Annotated in this window: 16 protein-coding genes; 9 read left to right on the forward strand and 7 right to left on the reverse strand. The window is 73.4% G+C overall.

The window, feature by feature from the left end; all coding sequences use genetic code 11:
• Positions 1 to 118: 118 nt before the first annotated feature.
• Positions 119 to 667, forward strand: a complete 549-nt coding sequence (locus O7625_RS07620) for a YbaK/EbsC family protein (RefSeq protein WP_282345204.1) — start codon at positions 119 to 121, stop codon at positions 665 to 667.
• Positions 668 to 757: 90 nt separating this feature from the next.
• On the opposite strand, the gene O7625_RS07625 is transcribed toward O7625_RS07620, so the two are convergent.
• The 3 genes from O7625_RS07625 to O7625_RS07635 all read right to left on the reverse strand — a co-directional run bounded on the left by O7625_RS07625 (position 758) and on the right by O7625_RS07635 (position 2,416).
• Positions 758 to 1,390 carry a DsbA family oxidoreductase gene (locus O7625_RS07625; protein ID WP_282345205.1) on the reverse strand — a complete coding sequence of 211 codons (633 nt, stop codon included), beginning with the start codon at positions 1,388 to 1,390 and terminating at the stop codon, positions 758 to 760.
• 20 nt (positions 1,391 to 1,410) lie between these two features.
• Positions 1,411 to 1,836 carry a SufE family protein gene (locus tag O7625_RS07630; RefSeq protein WP_282345206.1) on the reverse strand — a complete coding sequence of 142 codons (426 nt, stop codon included), beginning with the start codon at positions 1,834 to 1,836 and terminating at the stop codon, positions 1,411 to 1,413.
• Between the two features lie 160 nt (positions 1,837 to 1,996).
• Complete coding sequence (locus O7625_RS07635) at positions 1,997 to 2,416, reverse strand: CBS domain-containing protein (RefSeq protein ID WP_067300861.1); 420 nt, start codon at positions 2,414 to 2,416, stop codon at positions 1,997 to 1,999.
• Between the two features lie 442 nt (positions 2,417 to 2,858).
• Here O7625_RS07635 and O7625_RS07640 point away from each other — a divergent pair, with 442 nt between their 5' ends.
• Positions 2,859 to 3,593 carry a class I SAM-dependent methyltransferase gene (locus O7625_RS07640; RefSeq protein ID WP_282345207.1) on the forward strand — a complete coding sequence of 245 codons (735 nt, stop codon included), beginning with the start codon at positions 2,859 to 2,861 and terminating at the stop codon, positions 3,591 to 3,593.
• Between the two features lie 41 nt (positions 3,594 to 3,634).
• Here O7625_RS07640 and O7625_RS07645 read toward each other — a convergent pair whose 3' ends face one another.
• Positions 3,635 to 3,829, reverse strand: coding sequence for a DUF397 domain-containing protein (locus O7625_RS07645; protein WP_219465418.1), 195 nt, complete (start codon positions 3,827 to 3,829; stop codon positions 3,635 to 3,637).
• Positions 3,820 to 4,623: a helix-turn-helix transcriptional regulator gene (locus O7625_RS07650; RefSeq protein ID WP_282345208.1), complete on the reverse strand. Its 804-nt coding sequence runs from the start codon at positions 4,621 to 4,623 to the stop codon at positions 3,820 to 3,822. Before O7625_RS07650 ends, O7625_RS07645 begins: the two co-directional genes overlap by 10 nt.
• A 221-nt stretch (positions 4,624 to 4,844) precedes the next feature.
• On the opposite strand from O7625_RS07650, the gene O7625_RS07655 reads away from it, so the two are divergent.
• The 4 genes from O7625_RS07655 (at position 4,845) to O7625_RS07670 (ending at position 8,030) form a co-directional block, all read left to right on the forward strand.
• On the forward strand, positions 4,845 to 5,189 hold the full coding sequence (locus O7625_RS07655) for a hypothetical protein (protein WP_282345209.1): 345 nt from the start codon (positions 4,845 to 4,847) through the stop codon (positions 5,187 to 5,189).
• 369 nt (positions 5,190 to 5,558) lie between these two features.
• The gene (locus O7625_RS07660) at positions 5,559 to 6,329 is read left to right on the forward strand and encodes an SGNH/GDSL hydrolase family protein (RefSeq protein ID WP_282345210.1); all 771 of its coding nucleotides are present in this window, start codon (positions 5,559 to 5,561) and stop codon (positions 6,327 to 6,329) included.
• Positions 6,330 to 6,331: 2 nt separating this feature from the next.
• Positions 6,332 to 6,883, forward strand: coding sequence for a hypothetical protein (locus tag O7625_RS07665; protein WP_282345211.1), 552 nt, complete (start codon positions 6,332 to 6,334; stop codon positions 6,881 to 6,883).
• Positions 6,884 to 7,127: 244 nt separating this feature from the next.
• Positions 7,128 to 8,030 (forward strand): sulfurtransferase, encoded by a 903-nt coding sequence (locus tag O7625_RS07670; protein ID WP_282345212.1) that lies wholly within the window; start codon positions 7,128 to 7,130, stop codon positions 8,028 to 8,030.
• A 136-nt stretch (positions 8,031 to 8,166) separates the two neighbouring features.
• Here O7625_RS07670 and O7625_RS07675 read toward each other — a convergent pair whose 3' ends face one another.
• Positions 8,167 to 8,721, reverse strand: a complete 555-nt coding sequence (locus O7625_RS07675; protein ID WP_282345213.1) for a TetR family transcriptional regulator — start codon at positions 8,719 to 8,721, stop codon at positions 8,167 to 8,169.
• A gap of 100 nt (positions 8,722 to 8,821) precedes the next feature.
• On the opposite strand from O7625_RS07675, the gene O7625_RS07680 reads away from it, so the two are divergent.
• The gene (locus tag O7625_RS07680; RefSeq protein WP_282345214.1) at positions 8,822 to 10,015 is read left to right on the forward strand and encodes an FAD-dependent oxidoreductase; all 1,194 of its coding nucleotides are present in this window, start codon (positions 8,822 to 8,824) and stop codon (positions 10,013 to 10,015) included.
• Between the two features lie 79 nt (positions 10,016 to 10,094).
• Complete coding sequence (locus O7625_RS07685; protein WP_282345215.1) at positions 10,095 to 11,726, forward strand: hypothetical protein; 1,632 nt, start codon at positions 10,095 to 10,097, stop codon at positions 11,724 to 11,726.
• On the opposite strand, the gene O7625_RS07690 is transcribed toward O7625_RS07685, so the two are convergent.
• Entirely contained in the window at positions 11,698 to 12,120 is a 423-nt protein-coding gene (locus tag O7625_RS07690) for a hypothetical protein (RefSeq protein ID WP_282345216.1), read from the reverse strand. The two genes, O7625_RS07685 and O7625_RS07690, sit on opposite strands and share 29 nt — an antisense overlap.
• Positions 12,121 to 12,281: 161 nt before the next feature.
• On the opposite strand from O7625_RS07690, the gene O7625_RS07695 reads away from it, so the two are divergent.
• Positions 12,282 to 12,896 carry a TetR/AcrR family transcriptional regulator gene (locus O7625_RS07695; RefSeq protein WP_282345217.1) on the forward strand — a complete coding sequence of 205 codons (615 nt, stop codon included), beginning with the start codon at positions 12,282 to 12,284 and terminating at the stop codon, positions 12,894 to 12,896.
• Positions 12,897 to 12,906 lie beyond the last annotated feature (10 nt).

A 12,906-nucleotide genomic window follows, 5' to 3' on the forward strand; every position in this document is an offset into this window, starting at 1 on the left:
GGCCGGACCGGGGCGGCCTGACCTATGGGTGGACGGTCCGGCCTGGGGTGGGCGGTCCGACCTGCGGGCGTGGCCCGGTGGGCGGCTCGCGGAGTGGGGTGCGAGGATCGCTGCCGTGATGGGAACGTTGCAGACCGAGCCCGCCCGGAACCGCGTCGACCTGCTGGCTCCGCCGGTGGCCACCGCGCTGGCGCAGTGGCCGGCAGAGGCCCCCGTCGACGTCGACGAGGTACTGGTCGCGCCGATCGACGCCACGCTCGCCGACACGGCGGCCTTCTGCGCGGCGTACGAGGTGGGGCTGGACGTCTCGGCGAACTGCGTGGTGATCGCCGGTAAGCGGGAGGGCGAGATCCGGTACGCCGCCTGCGTGGTGCTCGCCACCACCCGGGTCGACGTCAACGGGGTGGCCCGCCGGGCGCTGGACGTCCGCAAGGCGAGCTTCGCCCCGATGGCCGAGGCGGTCGAGTCGACCGGGATGGAGTACGGCGGGATCACCCCGATCGGGCTGCCGGAGTCCTGGCCGATCCTGGTCGACGCCCGGGTGATCGCCACCCCGCACGTGATCATCGGCTCCGGCGTACGGCACAGCAAGATCGCCCTCCCCGGGCCGGCGCTCGGCGCGTTGCCGGGCGCGCGGGTAGTGGAGGGCCTGGCCCGGCCGGTCTAGTCAACGACATTCGTCAATGTTGTTGCACGTGAAACATGGCACCCGTCGATGCCTGCCTGCCCGCCGGCTGTCGGTCGGGGGTGCCCAGCGTCAGGGGGTGGACTCGCGCTGGGCGACCTCGGTCAGGGCGGCGAGCAGGGTCTCCGGCTCCTGCGCCCCGGTGACGCCGTACTTGCCGGCGAGCACGAAGGTCGGCACGCTGCTCACTCCGAGCTGGTGGGCGGTGGCCAGGTCGGCGGCCACCTCGCGTCGGCCCGCGTCGGACGCCAGGTGGTCGCGTACCTCGGTCTCGTTCAGCCCGACCGAGGTGGCCAGCGTGACCAGCGCCGACGGCGACCCGACGTCGACCCCGTCGGTGAAGTGCGCCCGGTAGAGCGCCTCGACCAGCTCCCCTGCCCGGCCATGACCGTCGGCGAAGCGGACCAGCCGGTGCGCGTCGAAGGTGTTGGCGCTCACCGCCCGGTCGAAGTTCAGCGTCAGCCCCACCCCGGCGGCCACCCGGGTCACCTGGCCGGCCATCTGCTCGGCCCGCTCCCGGCCACCGAACTTCACGGCCAGCGCGTCGAGCAGCGGCTGCGGCGCGGTCACCGGCGTCGGGTCGAGCTGGAACGGCCGGTACCGGACGGTCACCTCACCGTCGTACGACGCCAGGGCCTGTTCGAGGCGGCGCTTGCCGATGTAGCACCAGGGGCAGACCACGTCGGCGTAGATCTCGATCTCCATGATCGGAGACAACCCGCAGCTCAGCCGGCTTGTTCCCGAACCTGCCGCTTGAGTCGGGTCAGGATCGCCGTGCCGCCGCGCACCCGCAGTGGGCTGATCGCCTGGGCCAGGCCCATCCGTTGGTAGAGATCATCCGGGACGCCCAGCACCTGCTCGGCGCTCGCTCCGGCCAGCCCCTCGGCGAGGATGCCGGCGAAGGCCCGGGTGGTGGGCGCCTCCGGCGGACAGTCGAACACGGTGGTCACCGTGCGGTCCGGGTTGACCTCGGCCTTCAGGAAGAACGCCGTCTGGCACTCGGGGACCTGTTCCAGATCGTCGCGGTCCACCCCGGCGGGCAGCGGCGGGATCACGTCGGCGTACTCCAGCAGCATCTCCAGCACCACGTCGCGGGGCGCGTCGGCGAACTCCTCGACGATCTCGGCCAGTCTGGTCGGCATCTCGGACATCCCGCCAGGCTACCGCCGCCCCGGCACGACCAAGGCCCGCGCCCCTCGTCGCCCCTGGTTCGGCCGGCGGCCCCACCGCTCGGCTGCCGGGGGCGGCCCCCGCCGCAGCGGTGGGGCGCGGTCCCCGCCGCTCAGCTCTCGGGGAGCGCCCCTGCCGCGATCAGCTGTTGGGGGCGGCTTCGCTGATGTCGGCCAGCGCCGAGCTGGGGTCGAGCTGCATCGCCAGGTCGCCCAGGGAGACGATGCCGACGAGCTTGCGCTCGTTGTCGCAGACCAGGATCCGCCGGATGTTGCGCTCACGCATCAACGCCACCGCCTCACCCGCCGTGGCGTGCTGCTCGATCATCACCACCTCCCGGGTGATGATGGAACCGATGGTGGTGGTGGTCGGATCGCTGCACTCGGCGACCGCCCGGACCACGATGTCCCGGTCGGTCAGCAGGCCCGCCAGCGTCGAGCCGTCGGTGACCACCACGTCCCCGATGTCGGCCTCCTTCATCACCCTGGCCGCCTCGTCCAGTGTGGTCTCCACCGCGAGGTAGACCACCTGCTTCGTCATCACGTCACTGACCCGGTACATGGCAGCCCTCCGTACAACACCCGTGGTCGATCCCACTCCGGTACCCCGTGGCGCGTGCGCTACACCCCGTTCCCACGAACCCGTCCCGTAACTCACCCCCGGATCCCCGTCCCGGGGCACCTCCGCGGGCCCAGATCGCGTTGATCAAGAGGTTTACGTCAGAGTTCGGGCCGACTCGTCACCCAAACCTCTTGGTCAACGACGACAAGGCCCCCGCGGGAGCGGGACCGAGGGCGGGGCGGCGTTGGGACCAGGGGCGGGGTCGGGGTCAGGGCTGGGCTGGGACCGGGAGCGGGGCGGGAGGGTGGGGTGAGGGTTGGGACCGGGAGCGGGGCGGGAGGGTGGGGTGAGGGCTGGGACCGGGACCGGGAGCGAGGTAGGAGGGCGAGGTGGGGCGGGAAATCGGTGGACAGGGGGTTCCGGATTGCTGAGCATCGATGGCATGCGGCAGGACGAGATCTGGGACGCCGAGGCTGCTCGGCACTACGACACGCCGGGCACCGGGATGTTCGCGGCCGAGGTGCTGGGGCCGACGGTGGACCGGCTCGCCGCCCTCGCGGGGGACGGGCCGGCGCTGGAGTTCGCCATCGGGACCGGCCGGGTGGCCGTTCCGCTCGCCGCCCGGGGGGTGCCGGTGACCGGAATCGAGCTGTCCGCCCCGATGATCGCGCAGCTTCGCACCAAGGTGGACGCGCAGACCATCCCGGTGGTCGCCGGCGACATGGCGACCGCCGTCGCCCCGGGCGAATACTCACTGGTCTATCTGGTCTACAACACGGTCGCCAACCTGCTCACCCAGGCCGAGCAGGTGGCGTGCTTCCGCAACGCCGCCCGGCACCTCGGCGAGGGTGGCCGGTTCGTCATCGAGCTGTGGGTGCCCGAGCTGCGCAAACTCCCACCCGGGCAGCAGGCGGTGGTCTGGCACTCCGAACCCGGCTACCTCGGGGTGGACACCTACGACGTGCTGAACCAGCACCTGGTGTCGCACCACTTCCGGTTCGCCGACGGCCGGCAGGCGGAGCTGTTCCGTACCCCGCACCGCTACGTCTGGCCCGCCGAGCTGGACCTGATGGCGCAGCTCGCCGGGTTCACGCTGGAGAGCCGGCACGCGGACTGGGCCGGGAGCGAGTTCACCGCCGAATCCCGCTCCCACGTCTCCGTCTACCGCCTGCCCTAGCCGCACGCCCGCCCTCGGCGGGCCGGTCCGGCGTGGACGGGTCAGCGGGTGCCGACACCGTTGCCGGTGGCGGCGACGAAGGACCGCCAGGCCCGGCGGTCGAAGGTGAGGACGGGACCGGTCGGGTCCTTGCTGTCGCGTACCCCGACGACGCCGGGCAGGTCGTCGGCGACCTCGACGCACTCACCGTTGCCGCTGCGGGTGGACTTGCGCCAGGTGGCACCGGTCAGCTCCATGACGTCATCACTTCCTTCATCAGCAGTGCCGACTGGTTGTGGGGCAGGGCCTCGCTGCGGACGCTCTCCCACCGCGAGATCAGGATAGTCAGCTCACCGTCCTTGTCGATCGTGGTGCCGCTGAGCTGGTTCTCCAGATGGCCGACCCAACCGCTGTCGTTGCCGAGCGCCAGCGTGAACGGGCCGGCGAGGCCCACGTGGGTGCTGACCTCGGCGGGTATCACGTGGATGCTGACGTTCGGCTGGTCGATGCACTCCAGCAGGTGGGCGATCTGCTGCACCATCAGGCCCCGGAAGCTCTCGTCCGCGCGCCGGAGCACCGCCTCCTCGACCACCGCGATCAGCTTCGGCGGCTGCGGACGAGTGAGCACGTTCTGCCGGTCCAGCCGGACCGCGAGCCGTCGCTCCACCTCGTCGTCACTGAGCATGTCGTCGGCCCGGATCACCGCACGGGCGTAGTTCTCCGTCTGCAACAGACCCGGGACGAGCGTCGGGTGGTAGCACCAGAGCTGTTGTGCCTGGCGTTCGGCCTCCAGCCAGGGCCGGAACCAGTTCGGTTGCGAGTAGCGCTCGGCCAGCCTGAGCAGCGAGGTGAGCAGCCCGCCGGTCGTCAGGACCTCGTCCGCCCGCTTCAGGAACAGCCTGTCGAACGGGCGTTGGCCCAGCTCGATGGCGGAGATCTGGGAGCCGGAGAAGTGGACCAGCTTGCCGAACTCCTCCTGGCTCAGCTCCGCGTGCAGCCGCAGTCTGCGCAGTTGTGCCCGGATCAGCTCGGCGGTCGGTTCACTTTCCACACGTCCTCCACGGTTGTCCCGGCCGCCTCCCCGGTCCGACCGGGCGGCCCTCCCCGTCGACCCGACCTCACCCGGGCCGGCGTCGATGCCTTCCGACAGTAGTGGTGCCATCACCAGAATGTCACCAGTGGGTCGCCTTCCGTCCGGCCCGCTGCGGGGCCGCCCGTGACCCCCCGTGCAGGGGCGGCCCCATCCCCACCGCCATCAGGAGGTCGAGACCGGTGAACTCCCGTCGCTTTCCGGTGCCCCGCCTCGGCCCGTATGCCGACCGGCCCCGCTCCCACCCGCCGGGCGGCCCACCGCACCTGCCGCTGCGACCGCTGTGGGTGTGCCGGGCCTGCGGCGGCCCGTGGCCGTGCGCCGAGGCCCGGCTCCTGCTCCGCATCGAGTACGACGCACACCTCGTCGACCTGGCCGTCTATCTGTCGGGGCTCTATCACGAGGCGAGCCACGACCTGTTCCGGCTGAACCCGCAGGACGGGCCGACGCCCCGTGACCTGTTCGAGCGCTTCGTCGCCTGGGCACCCTACCGCCGACGACCGGCCACCCCACCCCCGCCGGACTGAGCCGGCCGGGCCGGTCGGGGTGGTCGGGCTGGGCCGGGCCGTGGTGGGGTGGGGTAGGTCGGGCTGGGCCGGGGTGGGCTGGTCGGGTGAGTGGCGGCGTGGAGCCGAAATAGCGGTATCCGAAGGTGGGAGATACCGCTGTTTCGGTCCAGATAAGTGGATCAACGCCAGCCCGGGTGAGTGGATCACACTCCCGGAAGGTGGGGATCGACATCGCCCGTGGGTGGATCAACGGTGCGGCAGGTGAGTGGATCAAGGGTGCGGCGGGCGTCGATGACCTGGGCCACGTTCGGGTGGTGGGCGGCGGCGGCCCGGGACCGGCCGGTGACAGACTGGGCGCCGCAGGAAACGAGGGCATGAGGGGGCGGCGTGCGCTGGCGGAGCTTCGTGGCGGTGGGGGACAGCTTCACCGAGGGCATGGACGACGCGTACCCCGACGGCACCTACCGGGGCTGGGCGGACCTGGTGGCGACCCGGCTGGCCGCCGAGGTCGGCCCGGAGTTCGGCTACGCGAACCTGGCGATCCGGGGTCGGCTCTTCCCGAGTGTCGTCGCCGAGCAGGTGCCCGCCGCGCTCGCCATGAAACCCGACCTGATCAGCTTCGCGGCCGGCGGGAACGACGTGCTGCGACGCACCTTCGACCCGGACGCGCTGGCGACCCGGTTCGACGCCGTGGTGGGCCGGCTGCGGTCCGGTGGTGCCGACGTGATCCTCTTCCGGTTCGCCGACGTGCTGGCCCGGCTGCCCGGCCAGCGCCTCGTCTCCCCCCGGATCGCGCTGATCAACCGGATCATCGGTGAGATCGCCGAGCGGCACGGCGCGATCCTGATCGACCTGTTCACCGACGACACGTACCGGCTCAACCCGATGCTCTGGAGCCCCGACCGGCTGCACCTGTCCGCCGCCGGGCACCGGCGGGTCGCCGCCCAGGTGCTGACCACGCTCGGCGTGGGCTGCGACGAGGAGTGGCTGATGGTGCCGGAGCACCCGGCCGCCACCCCGTGGCTCAGCGCCCGCGCGGCCGACCTGAGCTGGATCGGCCGGCACCTGGCCCCGTGGATCACCCGTCGGCTCACCGGCCGGTCCTCCGGCGACACGGTCACCGCCAAGCGCCCGGTCCTCGGCCCGCTCGTCGACTGACCGTGCACACCATTCACGCCGCCTCCCTGCTGCGTCTCACCCACGACAACGAGCCGCCGCCGGGCCGGCCGGTGCCGGGTGACGACGCGCTGTCGGGTCGGGCGGCTCCAGTCTCCGCCGGGCCGCTGTCGGACCAGCCGGCCCCGGGTGACGGTGGGCTGCTGTCGGGCTGGGCGGTGCTGGTCGACAGTGACCGGATCGAGGCGCTCGGCCCGGTCGAGGAACTGACGCAGGCGTACCCGATGGTGCGGGTGCGGCGGTGGCCCGGCACCCTCGGGCCGGCACTGGTGCACGACGGGCCGCTGCCGCCGGCCCCCAGCCCGCGCGAACGGGTGCACGCCCTGCTCCGGGTCGGCGTCGGCGCGGTGCTCGCGGCCCATCTCACCGATCCGGCGGTACGGGCGGCGGTGACCCGCAACGACGTCGCCGTCCTCGACGTGGCCCGGCCCCCGGTGCTGGCCGCCGGTGGCCGGGCCGACCTGGCCGTCTTCGCCGACGACGGGCGCTGTCTCGCCACCATCGTCGCCGGTCGCCTGGTACACCGCCGAGCCTGACCGTCCCGAGCGCGGTGCCGCCGCCGCTCCGAGCGGACCAGGACCATGCGGACCGGGGCCGGGGCCGCGCCGAGCGGACCGGGACCATGCGGGCCGGGGCCAGGGCCGGGGCCAAGGCCAAGGCCAAGGCCAAGGCCAAGGCGGGCCGGGGCGGGCCGGGGACCGGGGCGATCGGGACGCGACCGGGGCCGGGGCGGGCCCGTTGGGCGGTCGGTGCCATGGATACCGGCGTAACTTGGGGATCATGTCTGTGCCGAGTGATCCGCATCCCCGCCTCCAGTCCTACGCCGACCCGCAGCGGCTGGTCACCACCGAGTGGCTGGCCGAGCACCTCGGCGACGAGGGTCTCGTCGTGGTCGAATCCGACGAGGACGTGCTGCTCTATGACACCGGTCACCTCCCGGGGGCCGTCAAGGTCGACTGGCACACCGAGCTGAACGACCAGGTCACCCGGGACTACCTGGACGCGGAGAGCTTCGCCGAGCTGTGCGCGGCCAAGGGCATCGGCCGGGGCGACACCGTCGTCTTCTACGGCGACAACTTCAACTGGTGGGCCGCGTACGCGCTGTGGGTGTTCACCCTGTTCGGTCATGCCGACGTGCGGCTGCTCGACGGCGGCCGGCAGAAGTGGATCGCCGAGGGGCGTGAGCTGACCCGGGAGAAGACGGTCCGGCCGCGCGCCGACTATCCGGTGCCGCAGCGCAACGACGCGCCGGTCCGGGCGTACCGGGAGCAGGTGATGGCGCACGTGGCGGCGGGTCGGCCGCTGGTCGACGTGCGGTCGCCGGGCGAGTACACCGGCGAGATGCTGCACATGCCGGACTACCCGCAGGAGGGGGCGCTGCGCGGCGGGCACATCCCGGGCGCGGTCAGCAAGCCGTGGAAGTCCGCCGCCAACGACGACGGCACCTTCAGGTCGGCCGACGAGCTGCGGGCGATCTACACCGACCAGCTCGGGCTGAGCCCGGCCGACGACGTGGTGGCGTACTGCCGGATCGGTGAGCGGTCCAGCCACACCTGGTTCGTCCTGCACCACCTGCTGGGCTTCCCGCAGGTGCGCAACTACGACGGCTCGTGGACCGAGTGGGGCAACCTGGTCCGGGCTCCCGTGGTCCGGGGCGACCAGCCCGGCGGCCTGGCCGGCTGACCAGCCCTCCGCCGGGCCCCGGGTCGCCCCCCGGCTGGGTCACGCTTGGGCGGATGTTGCGGTATCCCAGCCCCGGGACACCGCAACATCCGCCCAATTGCACCCGGCGGCAGGCCGTTCGGCGGGACGGCGGGGGTCAGGTGGGGGCGCGGAGGTAGCGGTGGACGGTGGGGGCCAGCCAGGCGACCAGGTCGGCCGGCGGGGTGTCGACGACCGGGGGCAGGCGCAGCACGTACCGGGTCAGCGCCAGGCCGAGCATCTGGCTGGCGACCAGACCGGCCCGCCGGGGTGCCTGCGCCGGATCGGGTACGACGGCGGCCACCGCCGCGCCGAGCTGGTCGGTGAAGACCGCCCGCATCCGGTCGGCCGCACCCTGGTTGGTGGCGGCGGTACGCAGCAGCGCGACCAGCGTCCCGTCGCCCTCCCAGCGGTCGAGGAAGTGCCGGACCAGCACCTCACCGAGCTGCTCGGTGGGCTGGTCGGTGAGATCCGGCAGCCGCAGGTCGAACTCGGCAGCCGCCGCGAACAACCCCTCCTTGCTGCCGTAGTAGCGCATCACCATGGACGGGTCGATCCTGGCGTCGGCGGCGATGGCCCGGATGGTGGCCCGCTCGTATCCGTCGGCGGCGAACCGCTGCCGGGCCGCGGTCAGGATCGCGGCCCGGGTGGCGTCGGATCGGCGGGCAGTCATGTCCCCGACTCTATGCCAACAGGCGTTGACCTCCGGTGTCCCCCCGGCCTAGCGTTGCCAACAAATGTTGGCAAACGTTTGTTGGCAACGGAGGTGGGAGATGCTGCCCGCGCAGACCGACGTCCTGGTGGTGGGAGCCGGCCCGACCGGACTGACCGTCGCGGCCACCCTCGCCCGACAGGGCGTCGAGGTGACCGTGGTCGACCGGGCGTCCGCACCGCCGGTCACCTCCCGGGCCGCCGTCGTGCACGCGTACACGCTGGAGGTGTTGGACCGGATCGGCGTCACCGCGCCGCTGGTGGCCCGGGGACTGCGGGCGGCGCGCTTCACCGTGCGGGACCGCGACCGGGTGCTGCTCACCCTCGGCTTCGGGGACCTGCCGTCGACGTACCCGTACGCGCTGCTGGTCTCCCAGTCGGTGACCGAGGCGGTGCTCACCGAGCGGCTGGCCGCCCTCGGCGGGCAGGTGCACCGGCCGTACCAGCTCACCGGCCTGGACCACGACGGCGACCGGGCGGTCGCCGGCTTCGCCGACGGGACGAGCGTGCGGGCCCGCTGGGTGGTCGGCGCGGACGGCATGCACAGCACCGTCCGTGACCTGGCCGGCATCGGCTTCGGTGGGCCGGCAGACGGGGGTGAGTCGTTCCTGCTCGCCGACGTCCGGGTGAGCAGTGTGCTCCCCCGCGACGAGGTCGCGCTCTTCCTCGCCCGGCCGGGACCACTGGTGTGGGCACCCCTGCCGGACGGCGTGGTCCGGCTGGTCGCCGCCGTCGCCGACGCGCCCCGCGACCCGGACGCCGCCCGGCTCCAGGCGCTGCTCGACGAGCGCGGCCCGACCCGGCGGCCGGACCGGGTGACCGACGTGCTCTGGAGTTCCCGGTTCCGGGTCCACCACCGGATCGCCGACCGCTACCGGCGCGGCCGGGTGCTGCTCGCCGGGGACGCCGCGCACGTGCACAGCCCGGCCGGTGGGCAGGGGATGAACCTCGGCATCTGCGACGCGGTGGCCCTCGGGGCCGCCCTCGGCGACGTCCTCGCCGGCCACCCCGACACCCTGCTGGACGACTACGCGGCCAGTCGTCGACCGCTCGCCGAGGAGGTCGTCGGCTTCGCCGCCCGGCTGACCCGGCTGGCCACCCTGCCGCCCGCCGGCCGGCCGCTGCGGGACCTGGCGCTGCGCGCGGTGTCGGGGACGCCGCCGGTGCGCCGCCGGATCGCGCTGCGGCTCGCCGGCCTCCAGCAACGCGCGACGACCCGCCATCGGAGGGACGAGCGGCAAGCCGGTCGGCGGTAGATCGGCGGTATCACCGACACGCGGTCGTCGGGCGGGGGAACCTGCTGGTGGAACCCTGGTCACCCGGTGAGGAGAGGACGTGCACCGACCGCGACCCCGGCTGCTGGCACTGTGCGCCCTGGCCGCCGTGCCACCGGCGATCGAGGCGGTGGTGCTGGTCCGCCTCGGGTTCGTCGCCGCCGAGGGGTTGTCCTCCCAGGTCACCGCCGTCTGGCCGTACGACACCTATCACGACCTGCGCTGGCTGTACGTCTACCACGACTCGTGGCCCGACTTCCTGGCCGTGCTGCTGCTGTTGGTCGGGTTCCGTGGGGTGCTCACCACCGGGCTGGTGGCGCTCGCCTGGCCCGCCGGGGTGGCCCGACCCCGCCTGCGCCGGCTGCTCGTACGCAACCTCGGACTGTCCGCGGTGGTCACCGTGCTGGTCTCGCCGTGGGCGCTGATCTCGGTGGCCGCCTCGGTGGTCGCGCTCTCCTGGGTGCTGCTCGCCTCGCTGCTGCCGATGTTCCTGCTCGCGCCGTTCCTGCAACGGGCCGCCGTGGTCGCGCCGTGGTGGCGCGGGCTGCCGTCGATCGCCCTGGTCGGCTGGTCCCTGCTGAACCTTGTGGTGATCACCGTGGCCGGCGCGCTGTGCTGGAGCGTCCCCGGCTGGTGGACGGTGCCGGTCGCGCTGCTCGCCGGAGCGGCCAACGGGCTGCTGTGGGAACGCACCGTGCACGTGGCCGTGCAGACGCCCCGGGTGCGGTGGAGCCGGGTGCCGGTCACCCCGATCGCGGTTCTGCTGGCCCTCGCCGTGCCGCTGGCCATCCCGGCGCTGGTGCAGGTCGTCCCGGCCGGGGTCACGATCGAACAGGTGGTGCTCGGGCAGCGGCTGCCACCGGACGTCAGGCACGCGGTGATCGTCCTCGCCGGGCACGGCTCCGCCTACGACGGGGCGGCACCGGTCGACCCGAACGTGGAACGGTTCTCCTACCGTGGGCTGGCCGGGGACGGTCGGCCGCTGCCGTACCGGCCGGTGGACACCACCCGGTCGCTGGAGAGCGGTGCCGCCCTGCTGGAGAACCAGGTGGACCGGCTGCACCGGCGTACCGGCCGGCCGGTCGCCCTGATCGGGGAGAGCGAGGGGGCGATGCTGGCCCGCACCTACCTCGCGCAGCGTCCGCACCCGGCGGTGGACACCCTGGTCATGTTCAGCCCGTTGATCAACGCGGGTCGGGCGTACTACCCGCCGCCCGGCGCGGACCGGGGCTGGGGCGTGGTCACCGGCTGGCAGCTCCGCGCCCTGCTCGGGGCGATCAGGCTGGTCGGGGTCGACGACAGCGGCCCGGACGATCCGTTCATCCGGTCGCTGCTGGACGACGCGCCCTTCTACCGCAACCAGTTGATGTGCCCGGTGCCGGGCGTCCGGATGCTGGCCTTCCTGCCGACCACCACGGCCACCGAGGCCCCGCCCGGCGAGTACACCGGCATCCCGGTCTTCCAGATGCCCGGGGTGCACGGCGGGCTGCTGGGCCGGTCGCTGGTCCAGGACCGGCTGGTCCACTTCCTGGCCGGAGTGCCGGAGAGTCGGCAACGCCGGGAGTATCCGCTGCTCCAGCAGCTCGGCGCGGGCTGGCAGGCACCCCCGCTGGCCATCCGGCTCAACCCGGCGTGGGACGACCGGCGGCAACCGGACCCGTCCTTCACCGGGAGGGTCTGCCGGCCGTCCTGACCGGTGGATCCCGCCGCTCGGCGCGGCGGTGCCGGACGACCAGCCGCGCGGCGGCCAGGGTCAGGCCCACCACGATCAACGCCTCGATCGGGTGGTAGGGCGCGAACAGCAGGTGGACGACGACGACCACCGCCCCGACCACCAGGGCGGCCGTGATCCACCGGCGTCGACCGGAGGTGACGGCCAGACCGGTCACCACCAGCAGCACCCCGCTCGCCACGTGCAGCCAGGCCCAGCTGGTGAGGTCGTAGAAGACCAGCCCGTCGGCGTCCAGCGAGGCGTACACGTCGCCGCTGCCGACGTCGCCGATCCCGGCCAGCAGGTCGAACGCCCCGGCGCCGAGCAGCAGCCCCCCGGCGAGCAGTAACGACCGGTTCCGTTGCCGCACCGTCATCCCGTCCTCCGTCGCGTGGACCGCTCCTGTCAAGGCTAGGGGGGACGGGCCGTGCCGTCCGGCGATCGATGTCGCCGGGCGTCGACCGGGCACCGTCCGCCTGGTGAACTGGCGGGTAACCGCAGCCCCCCGGTGTCCGGGTCGAGGTCTACGCTTGCCGGGTGACGGTGGGGCAGCAGTCGAGGGGCAGCGTGGGCGGTGCGGGCCGGCGCCGGTCGAGGCGCGACGAGATCCTGGAGATCGCGGTCGGGCTCTTCGCCGCCCGCGGCTACCACGGGGTCTCCATGGACGACATCGGCGCGGCGGCCGGGGTGACCGGTCCCGCCCTCTACCACCACTTCGCCGGCAAGGAGGCGATGCTGGCCGCCGCGTTGATCCCGGTCAGCGAGGGGCTGCTCGACGGCGGCCGGGACCGGGCCGCCGGCCGTCCCGGCGACCCGCGCGGCGCGCTGGAGTCGCTGATCGACTTCCACGTCGACTTCGCGCTGGCCAACCCGGCGGTGATCGCCCTGCACCTGCACGAGCTCGACCGCCTGCCGGACGAGCCGCGGCGGCGCATCCGCAAGCTCCAGCGGCTGTACGTCGAGGAGTGGGTGACCGTGTTGACCGCCCTGCACCCCGGGCTGCCCGCCGGGGAGGCGCGGGTGCTGGCGCATGCCGCGTTCGGCCTGATGAACTCCACCCCGTTCCTCGGCGGCGAGGTCGACCGGCGGCGGCGGGCGGCGCTGCTGCGGGCCGCCGCGCTGGCCGCCCTGCTGGCCGAGACCGGCCCCTGACCCGCGCCGC

The organism is Micromonospora sp. WMMD714, from assembly GCF_029581315.1.
Lineage (GTDB): Bacteria > Actinomycetota > Actinomycetes > Mycobacteriales > Micromonosporaceae > Micromonospora > Micromonospora rifamycinica.

Bases quoted from the DNA above. Each gene is read 5' to 3' on its own strand.
- O7625_RS07620 (WP_282345204.1), top strand. From the start codon at position 119: ATGGGAACGTTGCAGACCGAGCCCGCCCGGAACCGCGTCGACCTGCTG.
- O7625_RS07625 (WP_282345205.1), bottom strand. From the start codon at position 1,390: ATGGAGATCGAGATCTACGCCGACGTGGTCTGCCCCTGGTGCTACATC.
- O7625_RS07630 (WP_282345206.1), bottom strand. From the start codon at position 1,836: ATGTCCGAGATGCCGACCAGACTGGCCGAGATCGTCGAGGAGTTCGCC.
- O7625_RS07635 (WP_067300861.1), bottom strand. From the start codon at position 2,416: ATGTACCGGGTCAGTGACGTGATGACGAAGCAGGTGGTCTACCTCGCG.
- O7625_RS07640 (WP_282345207.1), top strand. From the start codon at position 2,859: ATGCGGCAGGACGAGATCTGGGACGCCGAGGCTGCTCGGCACTACGAC.
- O7625_RS07645 (WP_219465418.1), bottom strand. From the start codon at position 3,829: ATGGAGCTGACCGGTGCCACCTGGCGCAAGTCCACCCGCAGCGGCAAC.
- O7625_RS07670 (WP_282345212.1), top strand. From the start codon at position 7,128: ATGTCTGTGCCGAGTGATCCGCATCCCCGCCTCCAGTCCTACGCCGAC.
- O7625_RS07675 (WP_282345213.1), bottom strand. From the start codon at position 8,721: ATGACTGCCCGCCGATCCGACGCCACCCGGGCCGCGATCCTGACCGCG.
- O7625_RS07680 (WP_282345214.1), top strand. From the start codon at position 8,822: ATGCTGCCCGCGCAGACCGACGTCCTGGTGGTGGGAGCCGGCCCGACC.
- O7625_RS07690 (WP_282345216.1), bottom strand. From the start codon at position 12,120: ATGACGGTGCGGCAACGGAACCGGTCGTTACTGCTCGCCGGGGGGCTG.